The organism is Actinotalea caeni, from assembly GCF_009733795.1.
GTDB classification, from domain to species: Bacteria; Actinomycetota; Actinomycetes; order Actinomycetales; family Beutenbergiaceae; genus Pseudactinotalea; species Pseudactinotalea caeni.
The window spans coordinates 1-22000 of the sequence record NZ_WNXX01000038.1; the positions used below are offsets into that span (position 1 = coordinate 1).

17 protein-coding genes and 1 pseudogene are annotated in these 22000 nt (G+C 73.5%); 6 read left to right on the forward strand and 12 right to left on the reverse strand.

All coding sequences use genetic code 11. The features are described from left to right. From GPA02_RS18080 to mtrA, 4 genes and pseudogenes are all read right to left on the reverse strand, one after another. Positions 1-375 (reverse strand): annotated as a pseudogene (locus tag GPA02_RS18080) (ComF family protein); the annotation flags it as partial. 71 nt (positions 376-446) lie between these two features. Further along, the gene (locus GPA02_RS18085) at positions 447-2162 is read right to left on the reverse strand and encodes an LpqB family beta-propeller domain-containing protein (protein ID WP_156201844.1); all 1716 of its coding nucleotides are present in this window, start codon (positions 2160-2162) and stop codon (positions 447-449) included. Then, positions 2159-3844, reverse strand: coding sequence for an MtrAB system histidine kinase MtrB (mtrB, locus tag GPA02_RS18090; protein WP_156201845.1), 1686 nt, complete (start codon positions 3842-3844; stop codon positions 2159-2161). Before mtrB ends, GPA02_RS18085 begins: the two co-directional genes overlap by 4 nt. A 6-nt stretch (positions 3845-3850) precedes the next feature. After that, positions 3851-4537 carry an MtrAB system response regulator MtrA gene (mtrA, locus tag GPA02_RS18095; RefSeq protein ID WP_156201846.1) on the reverse strand — a complete coding sequence of 229 codons (687 nt, stop codon included), beginning with the start codon at positions 4535-4537 and terminating at the stop codon, positions 3851-3853. A 172-nt stretch (positions 4538-4709) separates the two neighbouring features. Here mtrA and GPA02_RS18100 point away from each other — a divergent pair, with 172 nt between their 5' ends. From GPA02_RS18100 to GPA02_RS18120, 5 genes are read left to right on the forward strand one after another with little or no spacing between them, the layout of a single operon-like run. Continuing rightward, positions 4710-5984, forward strand: coding sequence for a DUF7847 domain-containing protein (locus tag GPA02_RS18100; protein WP_156201847.1), 1275 nt, complete (start codon positions 4710-4712; stop codon positions 5982-5984). 1 nt (position 5985) lies between these two features. After that, the gene (locus GPA02_RS18105; protein ID WP_156201848.1) at positions 5986-6657 is read left to right on the forward strand and encodes a DUF4129 domain-containing protein; all 672 of its coding nucleotides are present in this window, start codon (positions 5986-5988) and stop codon (positions 6655-6657) included. After that, positions 6654-7817 carry a DUF4350 domain-containing protein gene (locus tag GPA02_RS18110; protein WP_162457821.1) on the forward strand — a complete coding sequence of 388 codons (1164 nt, stop codon included), beginning with the start codon at positions 6654-6656 and terminating at the stop codon, positions 7815-7817. The genes GPA02_RS18105 and GPA02_RS18110 overlap by 4 nt, the downstream gene beginning before the upstream one ends. Further along, on the forward strand, positions 7814-8956 hold the full coding sequence (locus tag GPA02_RS18115) for an AAA family ATPase (protein ID WP_240134134.1): 1143 nt from the start codon (positions 7814-7816) through the stop codon (positions 8954-8956). The genes GPA02_RS18110 and GPA02_RS18115 overlap by 4 nt, the downstream gene beginning before the upstream one ends. Positions 8957-8969: 13 nt before the next feature. Then, positions 8970-10262, forward strand: a complete 1293-nt coding sequence (locus GPA02_RS18120; RefSeq protein ID WP_156201850.1) for a DUF58 domain-containing protein — start codon at positions 8970-8972, stop codon at positions 10260-10262. 18 nt (positions 10263-10280) lie between these two features. Here the strand turns inward: GPA02_RS18120 and GPA02_RS18125 are convergent, their stop codons facing one another. Beyond that, positions 10281-11276 (reverse strand): stage II sporulation protein M, encoded by a 996-nt coding sequence (locus tag GPA02_RS18125; RefSeq protein WP_156201851.1) that lies wholly within the window; start codon positions 11274-11276, stop codon positions 10281-10283. A 44-nt stretch (positions 11277-11320) separates the two neighbouring features. Here GPA02_RS18125 and GPA02_RS18130 point away from each other — a divergent pair, with 44 nt between their 5' ends. Continuing rightward, positions 11321-12175, forward strand: a complete 855-nt coding sequence (locus tag GPA02_RS18130) for an RDD family protein (protein WP_156201852.1) — start codon at positions 11321-11323, stop codon at positions 12173-12175. Here GPA02_RS18130 and nhaA read toward each other — a convergent pair. The 7 genes from nhaA to GPA02_RS18165 form a co-directional block, all read right to left on the reverse strand. After that, positions 12160-13371, reverse strand: a complete 1212-nt coding sequence (gene nhaA, locus GPA02_RS18135) for a Na+/H+ antiporter NhaA (RefSeq protein WP_156201853.1) — start codon at positions 13369-13371, stop codon at positions 12160-12162. The genes GPA02_RS18130 and nhaA overlap by 16 nt on opposite strands. A gap of 117 nt (positions 13372-13488) precedes the next feature. Next, positions 13489-14721, reverse strand: a complete 1233-nt coding sequence (locus GPA02_RS18140; RefSeq protein ID WP_156201854.1) for an ROK family transcriptional regulator — start codon at positions 14719-14721, stop codon at positions 13489-13491. Positions 14722-14758: 37 nt separating this feature from the next. Then, positions 14759-17140, reverse strand: a complete 2382-nt coding sequence (locus GPA02_RS18145) for a glycoside hydrolase family 2 TIM barrel-domain containing protein (RefSeq protein ID WP_156201855.1) — start codon at positions 17138-17140, stop codon at positions 14759-14761. Beyond that, entirely contained in the window at positions 17127-17807 is a 681-nt protein-coding gene (locus GPA02_RS18150; protein ID WP_156201856.1) for a DUF624 domain-containing protein, read from the reverse strand. The genes GPA02_RS18145 and GPA02_RS18150 overlap by 14 nt, the downstream gene beginning before the upstream one ends. Before the next feature lie 78 nt (positions 17808-17885). Beyond that, positions 17886-19436, reverse strand: coding sequence for an extracellular solute-binding protein (locus GPA02_RS18155; protein WP_204986675.1), 1551 nt, complete (start codon positions 19434-19436; stop codon positions 17886-17888). 119 nt (positions 19437-19555) lie between these two features. Continuing rightward, positions 19556-20545, reverse strand: coding sequence for a carbohydrate ABC transporter permease (locus GPA02_RS18160; protein ID WP_204986676.1), 990 nt, complete (start codon positions 20543-20545; stop codon positions 19556-19558). Next, the gene (locus GPA02_RS18165) at positions 20532-21473 is read right to left on the reverse strand and encodes an ABC transporter permease (RefSeq protein ID WP_156201858.1); all 942 of its coding nucleotides are present in this window, start codon (positions 21471-21473) and stop codon (positions 20532-20534) included. The genes GPA02_RS18160 and GPA02_RS18165 overlap by 14 nt, the downstream gene beginning before the upstream one ends. Positions 21474-22000 lie beyond the last annotated feature (527 nt).

Sequence of the window (22000 nt, forward strand, 5' to 3'; positions counted from 1 at the left end):
GGCCGCGGCCGACGGGGCCGGGACGACGAGCAGCGGGTCGCTGCCGACCGGCAGCGCCGGCACGACCTGCGCCGCCGCGGCGGCGACCAGCGCCGTCAGCGGCGCGGCGAGGTCGGGACGACCGCCGGACTTCCAGGCCAGCACCGCGTGCCGCACCGGGCCGGCGTAGGCCGCGAGCGCCCACGTCGGCAGCGCCCCCGCGCCCAGGTGCGGCGCGTCCTCCTCGCAGCGCGTCGGCGTGCCGAAGCGTGCGAGGCAGCGGTGGCACAGCGCGCGCTCGGGCTCGCCGCAGCCCGCGCACTCACGCGGCAGCACCAGCTCCAGCGCCGCGCGCGCGAGCGCGCCCAGCTCCTCGGCCACCGCACGTCGGTCCACGCCTCCCAGCGTGCCCGTCCCGGGGGCACCGCTGCGAGGGCGCTCGCGCGGCTGTGGATACCCAGCGGGCGTCAGCCCGCGAACGCGGGCGAGCTCACCCCGGGCAGGATCATCCGCCACCCGTTGCCGCTGCGCCCGTACAGGTCGCCTCCCGCCGTGACGAGCACGAGCTCGCGGGGCCCGTCGCCGGCGGCGATGCTCGCGGCGCCCTCGACCGAGGGCAGCGGCACGGTCTGGCCGCCGACCCCGACGAGCAGCACGGTGAGGTCGATCGTCGCCGTCTGCGCGAGCACCGCGAGCCGCACCTCCCCGACCCAGACCAGATCGCGCAGCTGCAGCAGCGGGCCACCGACGGCGCGCCCCGGACCGATCGCCGTCGGGCGCCCGTCGGCGTCGCGCAGCACGGCCGCGACGTGGACGACGATCGACTCGTCGGTGCGCAGCGCGTACGCCAGCCGCGACCCCTCCCGGCTGACCCGCAGCGCCACGACGTCCGCGCCGGCCAGGTCCGGCGCGGAGACGGTCTCGGTGGCACCCGACACCGGGTCGACCACGAGCAGCGAGCCCTCGTTCGAGCCGGGCCCGGTCGGGCCGGTCCACACCCAGCCCTGGGCATCGTAGGACGGCGGCACGAGCGAGCCGTCCGGCGGCAGCAGCGTCGCGCCGTCGCCGAGGGTGACCAGCGACCGGGAGTCGACCAGGCCGACCACCGGCTCGCGACCGTAGGGGACCGCGAGGTCGCTCACGCCGTCGGGCACGACGGCGTCGACCGGGCTGACCTGGTCGCCGTTGACGACCCCGAGACCGTCCTCGGTGAGCACCGTGGGGCCGCGCAGCGGCGCCGGCGCGGGGTCGACGGGCGCGAGCGTGGGGTCGAGGGTGAGCAGGTTGCCGTCGACGCTGATCTCGACCCGGGACACCTGTCCCAGCTGGCGCAGCGTCTCGGTCAGCTGGGCGCGTGCGTAGGCGCGGTCGGCCGCGCTCGCGTCGAGGAACTGCTGCGAGAGCGACACGGTCGCGACGCGGTCGTCGATCTCGACGCCCTCGATGCCCAGCGTCGTGCCGTCGGGGAACGCCGAGACGACCGCGGGCGCCGTCAGCCACTCCGCCGGGCCGCCCAGCAGCGCCCGGACGGCGGCGGTCACCGACCGCGCGCGCGGCACCCAGCGCAGGTCGGGCACGAGACGCGGCACCGCGTCGCTGCTGAGGAAGTAGACCGAGACCTCGCGGTACTGGGTCCCGAACGTCACCTCCGACATCAGCACGCCCGGGTCGAGCTGGCTGATGCGCCACTGGTCGTCGACGACCTTGACCAGGTGGAACCGGAACGGCTGCACGGTGTCCGGGGGCGCCTCGGTGTAGGTGCCGTCCTCCCCGACGGTCGCCGCGACCGGCACCGTGACGGTGACGACGACGCCCAGCCCGTCGGCACCCTCGTCCCCGACCTCGATCGTCGGCGGCTCGTCGTCGGAGTAGATGGTCACGCCGCCGAGCGGGTCCCACTGGGAGGCCCCCGCCGTCGTCATGAACTCGTACGCGCGGTGGAAGTCGTCGCCGAGCCCGAGGCTGGAGGCCAGCAGGAACCCCTCGACGATCTCGCGCGGCGCGGCGTCGACCGACGGGCCGGGCGCGACGATCTCGAGCCCGCCGTCGGCGGGCGGCCGGTCGAGCCCCACCTGCACGCCGCCCTCGACCGGCAGCGACAGGCACCCGGCCAGCGTCAGCAGCGCGGCCACGCACAGCGCGGCCACGCCACGGCGGCCACGGAGGTCGGGTCGCGCGCTCACTCGGGCACCTCCGCCATGAAGTCGTCGGGCAGCGCATGCGGCCCCGCGGGGTCGACGTGCTCGGTCGGGTCGGGCTCGAGCCGCGGCGGTCGCAGCGCGAGCGGGTGGCTCGTCACCACGATGCCCGCGCGACGCGGCAGCGTCAGCCGGAAGCTCGCGCCCTCGCCCGGCGATCCCCACGCCTCGAGGGTGCCGCCGTGCAGGCGGGCGTCCTCGAGGGAGATCGCGAGCCCGAGACCGGTGCCGCCGAGCGTGCGGGCACGCGCGGGATCGGCACGCCAGAACCGGTCGAAGACGTGCTCGGCCTCGGTCGCCGTCATGCCGATGCCGTGGTCGCGCACGACGACGGAGACCGCCCGGTCGTCGGCACCCACGAGCACCTCGATCGGCTCGCCCTCGCCGTGCTCGACGGCGTTGACCAGCAGGTTGCGCAGCACCCGCTCGACGCGGCGGCCGTCCATGTCGACCAGCACGGGCTCCCGCGGCACCCGCGGGGTGATCTGCGAGCCGCGCTGCTCGGCCAGCGGCGCGGTCAGCTCGACGACGCGGCCGACGACGTCGCGGATGTCGGCCTGCTCGACGTCGAGCGTCGCGGCGCCGGCGTCGAACCGGGAGATCTCGAGGAGGTCCGCCAGCAGCGACTCGAACCGGTCGAGCTGGGTCGCGAGCAGCTCGGCCGAGCGTGCCGCGGTGGGGCCGAAGTCCGCGCGTGCGGCGTTGAGCACCTCGCTCGCCATCCGGATCGTCGTGAGTGGGGTGCGCAGCTCGTGGGAGACGTCGGAGACGAACTGCTGCTGCATCTGCGACAGGTGCCCCAGGCGCTCGATCTGCTCCTGCAGGCTCTCCGCCATCTCGTTGAACGAGCGCGCGAGCACCGCCAGCTCGTCGACGCCGCGCACCGTCATCCGCTCGTCGAGCAGGCCGTCGGCCAGCCGCCGGGCGGTGTTGGCCGCCTGCTGCACGGGCGTGAGCACCTGCTTGGTGAGGTACCAGGTCATGACGAGAAGCAGCGCGACGAGGGCGACGGCGCCGGCCGTGAGCACCCGCTGCAGCAGCGCGAGCGTGGCCTGCTGCTCGCCGAGGCTGTAGACGAAGTACAGCTCGTACTCGCCCGCGAGCGGCAGCGTGACGGCGGTGCCGACCGCGATGCCCGGCTCGACGCCGCCCGCGGCGGGGATGCCGACCGGCTGCCACATCTGCATGTCCTGCTCGCGCACCTGCTCGCGCAGGTCGTCCTCGATCAGCCGCCGCAGGTCGTCCGGGGACACCTCCGGGTACTGGCCCTCCTGCCCCGGCGAGCGCAGCAGCAGCACGCCCTCGGCGCCCGACGTGGTCACGAGCGACCCGCCGACGTCGTAGAGGAGCTGCTGCACGTCCTGCAGCCGCGAGACGTTCGAGGAGTCGAAGGCGTTCTGCGCGACCTCGGCACGCACGGCGGCGTCGGTGAGCACCTCGGTGACGCGCCGGTCGTAGAGCGAGTCGCGCACCTGGCCCGACAGCGCCGCACCGAGGGTCACGAGCGCGATGAGGCCCACGGCCACCGTCGTCACCGACACCCGCACGCGCAGCGAGCGGCGCCAGGCGCGCGCGAGCACGCGGGTGCGCGCGCGCAGCCGCCGCCCGGTCGTGCGCAGGGCGCGGCCCAGCCGGTCGCGCCAGGGTGCCGCCGCCCGCTCAGCCATCGTCGCTCACCCCGCCGGCGGCGCTCCCGCGCGGTAGCCGACACCGCGCACGGTGACGACGACCTCGGGGTTCTCGGGGTCCTTCTCGACCTTCGCGCGCAGCCGCTGCACGTGCACGTTGACGAGGCGCGTGTCGGCCTGGTGCCGGTAGCCCCACACCTGCTCGAGGAGCACCTCCCGCGAGAACACCTGCCAGGGCTTGCGCGCCAGCGCCACCATGAGGTCGAACTCCAGCGGCGTGAGGTTGATGACCTCGTCGCCGCGCATGACGCGGTGGCCGGCGACGTCGATCTCGAGGTCGCCGATGAGGAGCCGCTCGGTCTCGGGCTCCTCGTGACGGCGCAGCCGCGCCCGGATCCTCGCGACCAGCTCCTTGGGCTTGAAGGGCTTGGCGATGTAGTCGTCGGCACCGGCCTCGAGCCCGCTCACGACGTCGGTCGTGTCGCTCTTGGCGGTCAGCATGATGATCGGGACGCCGGACTCGGCACGGATGAGGCGGCACACCTCGATGCCGTCGATACCTGGCAGCATGAGGTCGAGCAGCACGAGGTCCGGCTGGTGCGAGCGGAACGCCTCGAGCGCGGTGGTCCCCTCGTAGCAGAACACCGGTTCCAGGTTCTCCGACTGCAGGACGATGCCGATCATCTCCGACAGCGCGGCGTCGTCGTCGACGACCAGGACGCGTGGGTTCATGGGCATATGGTCGCACCTGGAGCGCCTCGGACGGCGACGGCGCAGGTGCCCCGCGTGCCTCGGCACGCCCGAACACGGGGGCGGCGCGCGAGCGCTCCCGGCCGTCGGCCGTGCCGCGCCGCCCGCGCACCTGCGTGCGAGGATGGCAGCGCACACGTCGAGGAGGGGATGGATGAGCACACCGACTCCAGCGCCCGGGCCCGAGGGGCAGCACGACCCGGTCGGCGGCGGCGCCGGGGGCCAGGCTCCCGCCCCGGGGTGGAGCGGCCGACCGGACCAGGGGCCGGGCGGGCCCAACCAGTACGGGCAGTCCGGGCAGTCCGGCCAGTACGGGCACGACGGTCAGGACGCCCAGCACGGCCGGGACGGGCAGCGGGCACCGGGTCCGCAGGGCGGGTCCGCACCCACCCCACCCGCCGCCGGCGCGGAGCAGGGCTGGGGCGCGGTGCCGGAGATCCCGCGCTACGGCGGTGAGCCGTCGTCGTCCTACGGCCAGTACGGGGCGCCCGGCGAGGTGCCGACGATGGCTACGGCCCAGCCGGGCATCATCCCGCTGCGGCCGCTGACGCTCGGCGAGATCTACGACGGCGCGTTCAAGGCGATCCGCGCGAACCCGGCGGTGATGTTCGGGCTCGCGGCCGTCGTCGTCGCGATCGTGACGATCCTGCAGGGCGCGCTCACCTGGGGTGCGTACGAGGACCTCAACCGCCTCGCGGGTGAGGCGACGCCCAGCGAGGAGGACCTCGAGGAGCTGGTCGGCGCGCTGGGCGCGAGCGTCGTGCCGTCGCTCGCGGGCACCGTGCTCGGCTTCGTCGCGACGACGATCCTCAACGGCGTGCTGATCCACAGCGTGAGCCAGTCGGTCATCGGGCGCACGCTGCCGCTGCGCGAGCTGTGGGACCTGGTGCGGCCGCAGCTGCTCAAGCTGCTGCTCCTCACGTTGCTCGTCTCGGTCGCGGTCGCGGCCGCCTTCGCCGTCTTCCTGCTGCCCGGGATCATCGGACTGGCGTCGGGCGAGGTCGGGGTCGGCGCGCTGCTGCTGCTGCTCGGAGCCCTGCTGGCGCTCGTGGCCACGCTGTTCGTCGTCGTCGTGACCGTGCTGGCCACTCCCGCTCTCGTGCTCGAGCGCAGCGGTGTCCTGACCGCGCTGCGACGCTCCTGGCGACTCACGCTGCCGACCTTCTGGCGGGTCATCGGCATCTACCTGCTCACGACGATCCTCGTCGCGATCGTCGCCGCGATCGTCACGACCCCGCTCGGCATGCTCGGCCAGCTCTTCGACAGCGTCACCGTGCTCACGGTGACCCAGCTCGCGGGCAGCACGGTCGCGGCGGCGGTGACGACGCCGTTCATGGCGGCCGTGGTCGCGCTCCTGTACATCGACATCCGGATCCGTCGCGAGGGTCTCGACGTCGAGCTCGCGGCCGCGGCGGCCGAGGGCGCCTGACATGGTCGCGGGCCCGGCCTGGCGCGAGCCACCCCTGACGCCGTCGGCGGACGAGGCGCGCGCGTGGATCGAGGCCGAGCTGGCGAAGGCGATCTACAACCGGCAGCCGTCGCTGTGGGACCGCCTGCGGGAGTGGCTCGGCGAGCTGTGGGCCCGCCTGTTCGGCAGCAGCGCCGACCTCGGGCCGGTGCTGATGCCCGTCGTGGTGCTGCTGGTCGTGGCGCTCGCCGTGGGCGTGGCCCTGCTGCTCGGCGGGCCGGTGCGCCGCCGCCGGCTGCGCGGTCGCGACAGCGTCGAGGTGCTCGACGACGACGTCCGCACCGCCGCCGCGATCCGCGCCGCGGCCGACGCGGCGGCGGCCCGGGGCGACTTCCGCACCGCGGTGCTCGACCGGTTCCGCGCGATCGTGCGCTCGCTCGACGAGCGCGCCGTCCTGGAGGACCGTCGCGGCCGCACGGCGCACGAGGCGGCACTCGCCGCCGGCGCCCGGCTGCAGCCGTGCGCCGCCGAGCTGCTGCGCGCGAGCGAGCTGTTCGACGCCGTCTGCTACGGCGACGTCACCGCCTCCGCCGAGGACGACGCCTGGCTGCGCGAGGTCGACGCCGCCGTCGCGCGCACGCGCCCCTCGCGCACGGGCGACCTCACCGAGCCCGACCTGGTGGCGCCGCGGTGACCGCCCCGACGATCGTGGCGCGGGGGCACCGTCCCGGCGCCGAGCCGACCGGCGACGCACGGCCGCGCCGTCATCGCGGGGTCCTCGCGCTCGCGCTCGGGTTGCTCGTGCTCGCCGTGGTGGTGTCGGTCCTGACGGCGCGCTCCACCTCCGACGTCCCGCTCGCGCCCGACAACCCCGACCCCGACGGCGCCCGCGCGCTCGCCCAGGTGCTGCGCGAGCAGGGCGTCTCGGTCACCTACGTGCGCACGACCGCTGCGGCGCTCGCCGAGGCCGGGGCGGGCACGACGCTGCTCGTCCTCTCCCCCGAGAGCCTGCGCACCGAGCAGCGCGAGGCGCTCGCCGGCGTCGCCGCCGACGTCGTCCTCGCCGACGTCGGCTGGGGCGACCTGGCCCCGCTCACCTCGCGCGTCCGCGTCGACGAGCACGCGGTGCGCGAGAGCCGCCCGGCCGGCTGCGACGACCCGCACGCGCAGGCTGCGGGCGAGGTCACCTCCGGCGGCCCCGTGCTCTCGGGCACCGACGCCGTGCTGTGCTTCGCGGGACCCGAGGGCGCCGGCTACGCGGCGTGGACCGAGGGTGACCGGCAGTGGCGCGCGATCGCCGACGGCTGGGTGCTCTCCAACGACGGCATCGCCACCGAGGGCAACGCCGCCCTCGTGCTCCGGACCCTCGGCGCGCACGACCGACTCGTCTGGTACCTGCCGAGCGAGGACGACCCGTACGGCACCGGGACCGGTGGCGGCACCGACCCCTTCCCGCTGCCCGGCCCGGCGCTGCTGCTGCTCGCGCTCGTCGGTCTCGTCGTCGTGCTGTGGCAGGGCCGCCGGCTCGGCCCGGTCGTCGTCGAGCCGCTGCCGGTGGTCGTGCGGGCGAGCGAGACCACCCGCGGCCGCGGCCGCCTCTACCGGCGTGCCGGTGCCCACGCGCACGCCGCCGCGGCCCTGCGTGCCGGTCTCGTGGCCCGGCTCGCGGGACGGGTGGGGCTGCCGTCCCACGCCCCGCCCCACCAGGTCGTGGAGACGCTCGCGCGAGCCAGCGGCCGCAGCGAGGGAGCCGTGCACGACGTGCTCTACGGACCACCACCCACCGACGACGCGGGGCTCATCGCCCTCACCCAGGCCCTCGACACCCTCGACAGAGAGGTTCAGCGCGGATGACGAACCCCTACCAGCCCGGCCCGCAGCCCGGCGGCCCGGCGCCCCGGTCCTACGGCGCCCCGCCCCAGCCCTCGGGCTCGCCAGGTCCCTACGGGCCGCCGGACCAGCCCGGCCCGTCCTACGCGCAGCCGGCGGCGCCCCCGACCGGCGACGCCGGGCTGGTGCCGCAGCCGGTCGAGGAGGCCCCGCCGTCGGAGACGCGCAGCCGGCTCGCGCAGCTGCGCACCGAGGTGGCCAAGGCCGTCGTCGGGCAGGACGCCGCGGTCACCGGTCTCGTCATCGCGCTGCTGTGCCGCGGGCACGTGCTGCTCGAGGGCGTGCCCGGCGTCGCCAAGACGCTGCTGGTGCGCACGCTCGGCGCGGCGCTCGACCTCGACATGAAGCGGGTCCAGTTCACGCCCGACCTGATGCCGGGCGACGTCACCGGCTCGCTCGTCTACGACGCGCACTCCTCGGAGTTCTCGTTCCGGGAGGGCCCGGTCTTCACCAACCTCATGCTGGCCGACGAGATCAACCGCACGCCGCCCAAGACGCAGGCGTCGCTGCTGGAGGCGATGGAGGAGCGTCAGGTGAGCGTCGACGGCACGCCGCGGCCGCTGCCCGACCCGTTCGTCGTCATCGGCACCCAGAACCCGGTCGAGTACGAGGGCACCTACCCGCTGCCCGAGGCGCAGCTGGACCGGTTCCTGCTCAAGCTGGTGCTGCCGCTGCCCGAGCGGCACGACGAGATCGACGTGCTGCGCCGCCACAGCGCCGGTTTCGACCCGCGCGACCTCGCGGCGGCCGGTGTGCGCGCCGTCGCCGGCGCCGCCGACCTCGCGACCGCGCGCGAGGAGGTCCGTCGGGTCCAGGTCGGCGACGAGGTGCTCGGCTACGTCGTGGACCTGTGCCGCGCGACCCGCACTTCGCCGTCGCTGTCGCTGGGCGTGTCGCCGCGCGGCGCCACCGCCCTGCTGGCGACCTCGCGGGCGTGGGCGTGGCTCAGCGGCCGGACCTTCGTGACGCCCGACGACGTCAAGTCGCTCGCGCTTCCCACGCTGCGGCACCGGGTCCAGCTGCGGGCCGAGGCCGAGCTGGAGGGCGTGACGACCGCGTCGGTGCTCGAGGGCGTGCTGGCCACCGTGCCGGTGCCCCGCTGACACGGAGCCGCTCGTGGCGATCACCGGGCGCGCGGTCGCGCTGGCGGCGCTGGGAATGGTGCCGGTGCTGCTGGTGCCCTCCTACGCGACGGTCGGCACCTGGGTCGTGCTGTGGCTGCTCGTCGTCGCGGTCGACGTCGCGCTGTCCGCCTCGCCCCGCGACGTCGAGGTGGCCCGCGGCCCGATCCCGGCGGTGCGGCTGACCGAGGCCGCGTCGTCGACCCTCACGCTCGTCAACGACGGTCGCCGCCGGCTCCGCGGGGTCGTGCGGGACGCGTGGCAGCCGACCGCCGGGGCCACCGGCAACCGCCACCCGCTCGACGTGCGGCCCGGCGAGGCCCGGCGCGTCACGACCCGGCTGCGCCCGGTCCGCCGCGGCGACCTGCTGGCCGACCGGGTGACGATCAGAGCGGTGGGCCCGCTCGGGGTCGCGGGTCGGCAGGCGTCGCGCCCGCTGCCCGGTCTGCTGCGCGTGCTGCCCGAGTTCGCGTCGCGACGGCACCTGCCCTCCCGGCTCGCGCGGCTGCGCGAGATGGACGGCCGCAGCGCCGTCAACGTGCGCGGCCCGGGCACCGAGTTCGACTCGCTGCGCGAGTACGTGCTCGGCGACGACGTGCGCGCGATCGACTGGCGCGCCACGGCCCGGCGCCAGGAGATGGTCGTGCGGACCTGGCGCCCAGAGCGCGACCGGCGCGTGCTGGTCGTGCTCGACACCTCGCGGCTGTCGGCGGCACGGCTGGGCGACGCGCCGCGGCTCGACGCCGGCATCGAGGCCGCGCTGCTGCTCACGGCGCTGGCCACCCGCGCGGGCGACCGGGTCGAGCTCGTCGCGGTCGACCAGGCGGTGCGCGCCCGGGTGAGCGGGACCCACGCCGCGACCGTGATGTCGACGATGGCAGCGAGCCTCGCACCGGTCCACCCGCGGCTGGTCGAGCCGTCCTGGCCGCTCGTGGCGCAGCTGGTGCGCGACCGGTTGTCGCAGCGCGCGCTGGTCGTGCTCGTCACCGCGGTCGAGAGCTCCGCGATCGACAGCGGACTGGTGCAGGTCGCGGCTGCGCTGGCCGCCGACCACCAGGTCGTCGTAGCGTCGGCGACCGACCCGGAGAACGCTCGGCTGCGGGCCGCGCGGGCGACGTCGGCCGACCTGTTCGACGCCGCAGCCGCGGAGCGCGCCGATCTCGAGCGGCGCGGGGTCGCCGTCGAGCTGCGCCGCGTCGGCGCCGAGGTCGTCGAGCGGCTCCCGGCCGACCTCGCGCCCGCGCTGGCCGACACCTACCTCGCGCTCAAGGCCGCGGGCCGCCTCTGACCCCGCGCGGGCGGGCGGTCAGTCCGCCGTCGCGACGGTGTCCTCGCGGTGCTCGCGGCGCACGTCGCCGGTCTCGCCGTCGCGGACCGCCGCCCGGCCCAGCACGAGCGTGTAGACCCAGTAGCCCGCGAGCACGAGCGCGCCGATCGCGATCTTGACGCCGGTCGGCAACGACGACGGCGTCACGTACCCCTCGACGACGCCGCAGACCAGCAGCACGACGGCGAGCCCGATCGCGAGCGTCACCATCGCGCGGCCCTCCTCCGCGAGCGCACGCGACCGCGTGCGCGGACCCGGGCGCACCCAGGTCCAGAAGATCTTCAGACCCGCCGCGCAGGCGACGAAGATCGAGGTCAGCTCCAGCAGGCCGTGCGGCAGGATCAGCCCGAAGAACACGTGCAGCATGTCGAACTCGGCCAGCACGGCGCCCGCGGTCCCGACCGAGAGGGCGTTCATCACCAGCAGGTAGATCGGCCCGATGCCGGTGATGCCCAGCCCGATCGCCCGCGCGGCGATCCACGCGTTGTTCGTCCAGACCATCGTCGCGAAGTCGCCCGCGGGGTGCTCGGAGTAGTACGCCTCGAACGCGCGCTCGGCGTACTGCTGGCGCTCGCTGAAGGTACCGACCTCCGCGAGCAGCTCGGGGTGGCTGTAGGTCCACCAGCCGGAGACCACCCCGACGACGAGGAACGCCACCATCGTCGCGACCGTCCACCAGCGGACGCGGTAGAACGCCGCCGGCACCGACACCACGAAGAACCGGACGACGTCGCTCCAGGCCGGCTCGTGCGCGCCCGCGACGAGGCTGCGGCCGCGGCCGAGCAGCGCCGACAGCCGCGAGATCAGCGCCGGGTCCGGTGCCGAGGTGCGCACGCGCGAGTAGTCGGTCGCCGTGGCCTGGTAGAGGGCGACGAGCTCGTCGGCCTCGGGCCCGCTCAGGTGCCGCTGCCGCGTCAGCTGCGCCAGCCGCTCCCAGCGCGCCGACCGCACGGCCACGAAGGCGTCGACGTCCACGACGGCAGTCTGTCACGCCGTCGGGCGCGGCCTACGCTGGGGCCATGCCGCCCGCCGCCCCGCCGCACGCCCTGCGTCCGGACGCCGACGGGCTCGCCGCGGCGGACCTCGTCGTCACCGGCGAGGCGGTCGCGCTCGAGCTGCGCCCCGCCACCGTGGTGCACCGCGTGCTCGCGGGCGCGATCGACATCGGCATCTACGTCGCGGTCACGGTGGCGCTCGCTCTCGGGCTGAGCCGCCTGGTCACCAACGAGGCTCAGCTGCGGATCCTCGTCACGGTCGCGAGCGTCCTCATGATGGTCGCGCTGCCGACCGCGGTCGAGACCCTCAGCCGCGGCGTCTCGGCCGGGAAGCTCGCCGTCGGCACCCGGGTGGTGCGCGACGACGGCGGACCGGTCCGGTTCCGGCAGGCGCTCGTGCGCGCCCTGGTCGGGTCGGTCGAGATCTGGCTGACCTTCGGCGGCGTCGCGACGATCGCCGCGATCGTCGACCGCCGCAGCCGCCGGCTGGGCGACGTGCTGGCGGGGACGTACGCGGTGCGGGTGCGGGGCAGCGAGCTCGCGGTGGCGCCGCTGCTGATGCCGCCGGACCTGGCGGGCTGGGCCGAGCTCGCGGACATCCGGCGGCTCCCGGACGGGCTGGCGCTGGAGGCGCGGCTGTTCCTGTCCCGCACGTCAGCGCTCGACCCGGGCGTGCGCGCGGAGATCGGTCGGCGTCTCGCGGCCGCGGTCGAGCCGTACGTCGCGCCGCCGCCACCGTGGGGCACCAACCCCGAGCGCTTCCTCGCCGCGGTGCTGGTCGCGCGCCGCGACCGCGAGTACCGCGCGGGGCTCGTGGAGGAGGAGCGCAGCGCCGCGATCGCGGAGCGGACGCGCCGGCTCCCCTACGGCGTGGCCTGAGCGGCGCGCAGGGCGTCGTGCCGGCGCCCGCGCCACAGCAGCAGCGCGGCGCCGATCAGCGCGGCGAGCACCGACGAGAGCAGCACGCCGACGGTCGCGTGCTCGGTGTGCGGGCTGCCCTCGCCGAAGGCGAGGCTCGCGATCAGCAGGGACACCGTGAACCCGATGCCCGCGAGCGCACCGACGGCGCCGACGTCGGCCCAGCGCAGCCCGGGCGCGAGCGAGACCCCGCGCACGCGGCTGACGAGCCACGTCGCCAGCAGGATGCCCACGGGCTTGCCGAGCACGAGCCCGACCGCGATGCCCCGTGCCACCGGGTCCTGGGCCGCCGCGCGCAGCGCCTCCGGCCCGACGGTGACGCCCGCGGCGAAGAGCGCGAAGACCGGCACCGCGAACCCGGCGGAGACCGGCCGCCAGCGGTGCTCCAGACGCTCCGCCGCCGCCACCGGCACGACCAGCCCCAGCGCCACGCCGGCGATCGTGGCGTGCACCCCGGAGGCGTGCAGGAAACCCCAGGCCAGCACGCCGAGCACGAGCAGCAGCGGCCACGGCAGCCCACGTCGCACACCGAGCGCGAACAGCAGGACCGGGACGGCGGCCGCCAGCAGCCACCACAGGTGGACGCCGGAGGAGTAGCCCACCGCGATGACGACGATCGCGAGCAGGTCGTCGACGACGGCGAGCGTGAGCAGGAAGGCACGCAGCGCCGTCGGCAGCCCGCGCCCGACGAGCCCGAGGACCGCGACCGCGAACGCGATGTCGGTCGCCGTCGGGATCGCCCAGCCGTGCGGCCCACCCGCCTCGGCGGTGAGGTTGACGGCGAGGAACAGACCGGCCGGCACCGCCATGCCGCCGACCGCTGCCACGACCGGCACGATCGCGGTACCGAGGTTGCGGAGCTCGCCCTCGACGATCTCCCGCTTGAGCTCGAGCCCGACGACGAAGAAGAAGATCGCCAGCAGCCCGTCCGCGGCCCACTCCCCCACGCTCAGCCGCAGGTGCAACGCCTCGGGCCCGATCTCGGTGTCGCCGATCGAGTAGTAGATGTCCTGCCACGGCGAGTTCGCCCACACCAGCGCCACCACGGCCGCCACGACGAGCAGGACCCCGCCGGTGGACTCGGCCCGCAGCGTGTCGAGGTAGTTGCGCAGCCCGCCGGGCGTCAGTCGCGCGAACAGCGGTTCCGGTGAGGTCACGGTGTCTCCAGGGCTCGACGGTGTCCGCCGACCAGACGTCCCGGCACACCTCGGTACGACCGTCCTGCCGCCCACCTCCGAGCCTACCGAGACCGGTGCGCGCCACCCGACCGCCGCTCAGAGTGCGAGAGGGATGTGGGTCGTGATGAGGCCGGCGTCGGCGAGGAACCGCTCGAGGGCGATCGTCGCGATCCCGGTCGCGACCGAGTTGCCGCGGACCGTGGAGATCTCCAGCTCGAGGTCGAGGATCGAGGGGCCGGGCGCCTGCTCGCGCAGGTGCTCGCGCACGGCCGGCAGCAGGTGGCTGCCGAGCGTCCACGTCGTCCACCCGGTGAGCGTCACCACGGCCGGGTTGACGACGGCGACGAGGTCGGCGAGCGCGGCACCCAGGTAGTAGGCGGTGCGAGCGATCGTCTCGCGGACCGCCGGGTCGGCGTCCTCGCCCGACGCGGCTCGTGCCATCGCGCCGATCGCGTCGCGCTGCAGGGTCGCGTCGAGCAGCGGGTGGTCGGGAGCGATCTCGCCGAGGGTCTGCAGGATGCCGGGCGCCCCGACGTAGGCCTCGACGCAGCCCCGCCTGCCGCACCGGCACAGCCGCCCGTCGAGCACGAGCAGCGAGTGGCCCCACTCTCCCGCGGAGTTGGTCGCGCCGCGCGTGATCCGGCCGTCGAGCACCATCGCGGCGCCGACGCCCGTGCCGAGGTTGACGGTGACCAGGTTGGAGACGTACCGGCCGCGCCCGAGCCACAGCTCGGCCGTCGCGATCGCCTTGAGCGGGTTGTCGATGACGAGCGGCAGCCGCACCCGGTCGCGCAGGTGGTCGAGGTCGACGGCGTGCCACGCCCAGTACGGCACGAACACCGAGATGCCGGAGGAGCTGCGCACCAGGCCGGGCAACGACACCCCGACGCCGAGCACCTGCTCGCGCGCCAGCCCCGCCTGCGCGACGACCCGGTCCAGCACCTCCCCGATCGCGTCGACGATGAGGTCGGGCTCGAGCAGGTGCTCGTCGCGCTCGAGCTCGGCGAACCCGATCTGCTCGAGCGCGGTGTCGAACAGCACCGCGCGCACGTAGGTCTCGGCGACGTCGACACCGACGACGCGGCCGCGGTCGGCGTTCATGGCGAGCGCCGCCGTCGGGCGCCCGACGCGGCCCACGCTCATCCGCGTCTCCACGACGATGCCCTCGGTGATCAGCTCGCCGACGACGGTCGCGACCGTCGCCGGGCTGAGCCCTGTCGAGCGCGCGATCTCGTTGCGGGTGGTCTCGGTCGCCGACAGCACCGCGTGCAGCACGTCCAGGCGCGAGTCGCTGCGGATGTCGCGCGACGTCCGCCTCGCCCCGGCCACGGTCAGGTCCCCTCGGCGACGGCGGCGCGGGCCGCGGTCACGGGACACACTCCACGGTCGCGGGCGGCAGCCCGGGGGCGCTCAGCCGCACCTGCGCGGGACCGTCGCAGCGCACGTAGACGACCAGCCGGCCGTCGTGGGTGCGGCGGCTGGTCTCGATGTACGGGGTGGTGTCGGCCAGGTCGCCGTTCTCGATCCCGAGCAGCTCGCCGCCCTCGACCTCGACCGAGACCAGCGCCTCGTCGCCCGCCCGCTGGCCGTGGGCGTCGAGCAGCGCGCACTCGACCTGCGCGACGCCGACGTCGAGCAGCCCCGCGGCCGCCACCCGGCGCGCCGCGTCCTGCGGCGCGCGCCACTGGCTCGCGGCGATCCGGACCGCCGGGCCGGGCGACGTCAGCTCGTGCTGCGCGACCGCGTCGCCGCGGCGGGCCCGCAGCAGCAGCGGCCCCGGGCGCGCGGTCGTCACGGCGGTCCAGCAGCCGGCCTCCTCGTCCCGCGCGACGGGCACCTCCTCGCCCGCCCACGTCAGCGTCACCTCGTCGCCGTTGCTGAAGCAGAGCACCTCGACCTGCTCGCCGTCCTGCCAGCCGCGCGGCAGGTGGACGTACGGCCGCACGCCCCGGTCGCGGTCGTCGTCGACCGGGCGCGTGACGACGTGCGCCACCAGCTCGTCCGACCACCAGCTGCGGCGCAGGTGGTAGGTCGGCTTCTCGAAGCCCGCGAGCGTGAGCAGCCCGGCGGAGGAGCCGTGGATCGGCCAGCCGTACGCCTCGCCGAGGTAGTCGATCCCGGTCCACAGGAACTGGCCCGCGATGTAGTCGTTGTCGACGACGGCGCGCCACGCCTCGTGGTGGTGGCCGTTCTCGCTGCCGAGCAGCGGCACGTCCGGGAACCGCTCGTGGTCCTGGGCGTAGAGGTGCTCCTTGTAGTTGTAGCCGACGACGTCGACCTGCTCGAGCAGCCCCGTGCTCGCCGACAGCTCGGGGAACGCGGCCGCGATCGTGACCGGGCGACTGGGGTCGGCCTCGCGCACGATCTGGGCCAGCCGGCGCGCGATCGTCGTCAGCCTGCGCATGTCGGGCCGGTCCGGGTCGTAGACCCGCTCGGCGGTCGGCTTGCTGGCGTCGTTGTTGCCCGTCATCTCGGAGAACGACGGGTGCGCGTAGGGGTCGTTCGGGTAGTCGATCTCGTTGCCGATGCTCCACGCGATCACCGACGGGTGGTTGCGGTGGGCATCGATCATCGCCCGCAGGTCCTGCTCGTGCCACTCCGGGAAGTGCTCGGCGTAGCCGTCGTGGCGGGGCGGGTACACGTTGTGGCCCTGCCACCACTTGTTCTTTGGGTTCTCCCACTCGTCGAACGCCTCGTCGACGACGAACAGGCCGAGCGCGTCGCACAGCGCGTAGAGCTCGGGTGCGTGCGGGTTGTGGGCCATCCGGACGGCGTTGCAGCCCATCTCCCGCAGCCGCAGCAGCCGCCGCAGCCAGACCGCGGCCGGCACGGCGTTGCCGAGGCAGCCGGCGTCCTCGTGCAGGCAGACGCCCTTGAGCAGCCGCGGCTCGCCGTTGATCGAGAAGCCGGTGTCGGCGTCGAACGCGAAGGTCCTGATCCCGACGACGTCGCTGCGGGCCGCCGTGCGGGCCTCGCCGTCGTGCCACGACAGCGTGGTCGTCAGCCGGTACAGGTGCGGGTCGCGGTCCGACCACAGCTCGGGCCTGGGCACCCGTGTGACGACGTCGAGCGGCGCGCTGCCGCCCGCGGGCACCTCGACGTCGTGCTCGACGGCGTGCGTGGCGCCCGAGGTCAGCGAGACGAGCTCGTGCCGGACCGTGACCGCGACGTCGTCGGCCAGCTCGTTGTGCACGACCTGGCCGATCGCGACCGTGGCCTCGTCGGCGTGGGCGGCGACGGTCGTGAAGGCTGGGCCGTGCTCACCGAGGTGCACGGGCTCGTGCACCTGGATCTCGACGCGGCGCGTGATCCCGGCGCCGTTGTACCAGCGCGAGTCGGAGAGGTCCTCGTGCGAGACCCGGACCGCCACCACCAGGTCGTCGTCGGGCGCGTAGGAGACGATCTCGGTGAGGTCCAGCCCGGTGCGTGCCCAGCCGGAGGGCCGGCGTCCGAGGTGGTAGCCGTTCACCCACACGCGGGCGTTCTTGTACGCGCCGTGCAGCACGAGCCGCACCGGCCCGCCGGGGGTGATGCCGAGGCGGGCGAGCGAGACGTGGGCGCGGTACCAGCCGACGCCGCCCGGCAGGTAACCGGTGCCGCTGGAGCACTCGGCCGAGAACTCCTGCTCGACGCTCCAGTCGTGCGGCACCGTCACGGTGCGCCAGGTCGTGTCGTCGTGGCCCTTGCGCCACGCCTCCGGCACGTCGGTGGCGGTGAAGGCCCAGCGCTCGATGTCATGGGTGCGCACGCGCGGTTCCGTTCTCCGAGCGGCGCTCTGCCGGCGCCGACGGGATGTATCTGTCGAAGATGCGGGTGACGAGGATGGCGGTGAGGCAGGCGACGGCGCCGAAGCCGAACGCGAGCCACAGCAGCCCGTAGCCGACGAGCTGCGGGTAGAACACGGTGACGACGACCGGCAGCGTGACCAGCAGCAGGATCGCGACCGTCGTCAGCGGGTGACGCCACGACATCAGGCGCGCGTTCCTCAGCACGCGCCGGGTCGGGTCGTCGAAGGTCGCGAGGTAGGGGAAGGCGAGCAGCGCCGTCGTCGTCAGCGTGAGCGCGAGGACGAACCACACCGCCAGCAGCACGAGCTGCGCGGCGGGCTCGGCCACGACCACGGTCACGACGACGTACCAGGCGGCGAGGACGCCGGCCAGCCCGAGCAGCACCGCGAGCAGCACGCTGCCCTGCCGCAGGTTCGCGCGGAACGCGCGCAGGTACTCCTCGGTCACCGACTCGCACCGTCCGCGCACGATCTGGATCGCGGTCCGGTGCAGCGCGGTGAGCGAGCCGCCGAGGGTGACCAGGGGCAGCGACGTCGCGACGAACAGCAGGTTGAGCACGACGACGTCGGCGAACCGGCCCAGCACGCGCATGAGCGCCGAGTCCGCGGCGAAGATGCTGTCGAGCACGTGTCCCTCCTCCCCTGTCTCCCCCACGGCGGGGGTGCGGGCCCGCACGACGCGGACCCGCACCCCGCACGGTGGGTGCTATCCCTGCGACTCCAGCATCGCGTCGAGGTCGGCCTGCACGATGGCGAGGGCCTCCTCGTAGCCGGCGTCCCGGAGCTTCTGCCGCATCTCCTCGATGGCGGCCGCCGGGTCGGCGAACTTGCCGTACTGCAGCTGCGGGATGTACTCCGACAGCACGCTGCCCATGGCGGCGAGGTACGGACCGGCCTGGCTCTGGTCGACGACCAGACGCTCGTACGGGTAGTCCTTCGCCGCGGAGTCGAGCTGGGCGTAGAGCGCCTCCTTGTCCGGGTACTCGGTCGCGCTCGGCAGCTCGTACTCGTCCATCCGGCCGCCCCAGAAGTTGGAGCCGAGGCCGTCGGTCGAGGGGTCCCAGCCGTCGGGCCGGCCGAGCTTGCCGTCCTCGGTGACCACGTAGTCGGTGCCCTCGATGCCGTAGTTGAGCAGGCGGTAGGCCTCCTCGTCGTTGCGGATGATGTCGTAGACCTCCAGCGCCTTCTCGGGGTTGGCCGAGTTGGCGCTCACCGCCATCGCGCCGTGGGTGAGGATGTCGCGGAAGTAGTTCCCGTTCTCGTAGCCCCAGTAGAAGAACCGCGGGTCGGAGTCGGGCTGCCGGTTCGTCATCGTCTCCCAGACGCTGCCGACGAAGGTCTGCGTGTGGTGCTGGTCCGCGCCGGACAGGCCGGAGTAGAACAGCTCACGGGTGTCGCCGTCGTAGTTGAGGGCGTCCTCGCGCCAGACCCCGATCTCGTTCCACTCGACCGCGAGCTCGGCGGCCTCGAGCAGCTCGTCACCCTCCATGTACCAGGAGGTGACCGTGGTGGGGTCGGACTCCGAGGTGTGGAACGGGAAGTAGTTGCCGGCGGTCACCTGCTGGATCGTCTGCAGCTCGGTGTGGCCCTGCAGGTACCCGGTCAGCGCGGCCTCGTTCGCGCCCGCGACGTCCCACGGGTACGCCTCCGGCACGTTGTCCTTGACCCACTGGAAGTAGGTGGTGAAGTCCTCGAACCGCGTGATCTCGCCGTCCTCGAAGCCCGCCTCCCTGGCCCAGTCGCCCCGGTAGAAGAACCCGTGGTTGGTCCACTGGGTGAAGTTGTCCTCGGGGATGAAGTAGATCTGCCCGTCGTCCAGCTTCGTGACGTCCCAGTGCCCCTCGGCGTTCACCTGCTCCCAGGTGCGGGGGGCGTACTCCTGCAGCATCTCCTCGCTCAGCGGCAGGAACGCACCCTTCTCGGCGTTGTCCCAGGCGAACAGCCAGTCGGTCGCGGTCGTGACGAGGTCGACGTTGTCGTCGCCGGAGAGCAGCTGCACGTTGTACTGCGTCTGCCAGTCGGCCCACTCGATGTAGTACAGGTCGAGCGTGGCGTTGGCCTGCTCGACGAGGATCTTGTTGAGCTCGACGAGCATGTTCTCGAGGCGACCGTTGGTGGGCTTGTCACCGAGCACGAGCATCGTGATCGGGGTGGGCGCACCGCCCTCGCCGCCGGTGCCGCCGTCGTCGCCGGTGCCGGAGCACGCCGCCAGCGTGAGGCCGAGGCCGACGGCGGCGGTCGCCGCCACGGCCCTCATGGTCGTTCTTCTTGTCATCCCGAGTCTCCTTCGGCTCGTTCCTGGGGTGGGTGTGCGCCTCGGGCGAGGCGGCCGACGGCGTCACGGACGTGGCGCCCGGACAGGTCAACGGAACGGGCTCATCCCTTCACCGCCCCGACGGTGATGCCGCTGACGAAGTACTTCTGGACGAACGGGTAGGCGAGCAGGATCGGCCCGGTCGCGACGACGGCGCTCGCCATCTTCAGCGTGTTGCTCGGCAGGTCGGTGACGACGACGTTGGAGCCGGCGACCGAGTTCCGCAGCGCGTTCGCGGTGTTGATGATGTTGTACAGGTGGTACTGCAGCGGTTTGAACTCGACCGAGCTGCCCAGGTACAGCGAGGACAGGTACCACTCGTTCCAGTAGCCGAGCGCGAGGAACAGGCCGATGGTCGCGAGCGCCGGCTTCATCATCGGCAGCGCGAGCTGGACGAAGATGCGGAAGTCCCCGGCGCCGTCGACCTTGCCGGACTCGATGATCTCGTAGGGCACCGTCCGCATGAAGTTCTTCATGAGGATGATCAGCCACGGCGTCATCAGCAGCGGCAGGAACACCGCGAGGTAGCTGCCGCGCAGCCCAAGCGTGCGCGAGACCCACAGGAACGTCGGCGCCAGCCCGGCCGAGAACAGCGTCGTGAAGTAGATGAAGAACGAGATGTGGTTCCGGAACGGGAAGTCCTTGCGGTAGAGCGCGAACCCGGTCATCGAGATGATGAACAGCCCGATCGCGGTGCCCAGCACCGTCATCGTGACCGTGACGACGTAGGACCCGATGATCTGCCGCGGCGCCCGGAAGATGAACTCGTAGGCGGTGAGGGTGAACCCCTTGGGCAGCAGCCCGAAGCCGCTGCGCAGGATCTCCGACTCGCTCGAGAACGACGCCGAGATGATCAGCACGAACGGCAGCGCGCAGAACAGCGCGAACAGCGACACCACGACGTAGGAGACGCCGCGGAGCGCGTAGTCGCCGGCGGTGAGCTTGATGGTGCGCGGGCGCTCGCGGCGCGGACGGCGCCACGGCCGCTCCTCCGACTCGACCACCGTGACCATCTCGAGCGCCCCGGGCGCCGTCGTCTCAGAAGAGTGCATAGTCCTTGTTGACCCTTCGCACGAACCAGTTCGCCAGCATCACGAGGGCGAAGCCGAAGATGGACTGGTAGAGCCCCACCGCCGTCGAGGTGGTGAAGTTGTTCTGGGACACGACCATCCGGTAGACGGAGGTCTCGATGATGTCGGTGGTCGAGTAGAGCGCCGCGTTGTTGCCGATGAGGTTCCAGAACAGGCCGAAGTTGCCGCTCATGATCCCGCCGAGGGCGAACAGCAGCAGGATGATGAACGTCGGCTTGAGGCTGGGCAGGATCACGTAGCGGATCCGCTGCCAGGCCGATGCGCCGTCGATCGCCGCGGCCTCGAAGAGCGTCTTGTCGATGCCCATGATCGCGGCGAAGTAGACGATCGAGCCGTAGCCGGTGCTCTGCCACAGGAAGACGAGCACGATGATGAACGGCCAGATGCCGGCCATGCTGTAGATCTTGATCGGGTCGCCACCGGTCGCCTTGATGAGGGCGTTGAGCGCACCGGTGTCGTAGTTGAGCACGTTGAACGCGATGACGCCGATCAGCACGACCGAGATGAAGTACGGCAGGAACATCAAGGTCTGGGAGACCTTCTTGAAGTACTTCATCCGGACCTCGTTGAGCATGATGGCCAACGAGATCTGCAGGATGTTGCCGATGACGATGAACGCCAGGTTGTAGAGGACCGTGTTGCGGGTCAGCAGCCACAGCTGGCCGGAACGGATGAGGAACTCGAAGTTGCGCAGCCCGATGAACGGGCTCCCGAAGATCCCCTCGCGGTAGTTGAAGTTCGTGAACGCGATCCAGATGCCCGGCAGCGGCGCGTAGTTGAAGACCACGAAGAACGCCACGGCCGGCAGGCACATGAGCAGCAGCACCTTGCTCGAGGAGATGCTGCGCAGAAGGGACCCGCGTCTGCGCGTCGCAGCGGTCGCCGCCATCCGTCTGCCTCCTTGCAGTCACGGTGCCGACGTCCGCGTCGGCCTATCGCTGATACATATTCTAACCGTCGATGAAACTGCGGCGACAGTACTGCCTCCGGACACCGGCGCGCAAGCACCTGCTGAGACGGGTCGCAGCGGCCGCGCGCGAGACGGCGCGGTGCGGGTCCGCCCCGGGCTGCGGGCGCCGGGGCGCGGGAGCTCACGACGGGCCGGGGCGCGCAAGGCGCTGGGCGCTCACGATGGCCGTCCTGCGGCGGAATCCGGTCGCTCGATACCCCGAATCGGGCGATGCACGCGGTTGCGGCCGCGTCGAGAGCCCGGTGTCCGCCGCGTCGTCGTGCACGCACCCGCGGTGGAGCGCGCCGGGATCACGCACCGGCGCGCAGCGTCCCGAACCGGACGGCCTGGCCCGCCCGAACGACCTCGTGCGCCGGCATCGCCCAGCGTGCGTGCACCGGACAGGCGCGCGCCCGCCGGGCGCCGCGTCCCCGCCGCGGCGGCGCCGGGCGCAGGCGCGGTGCTGG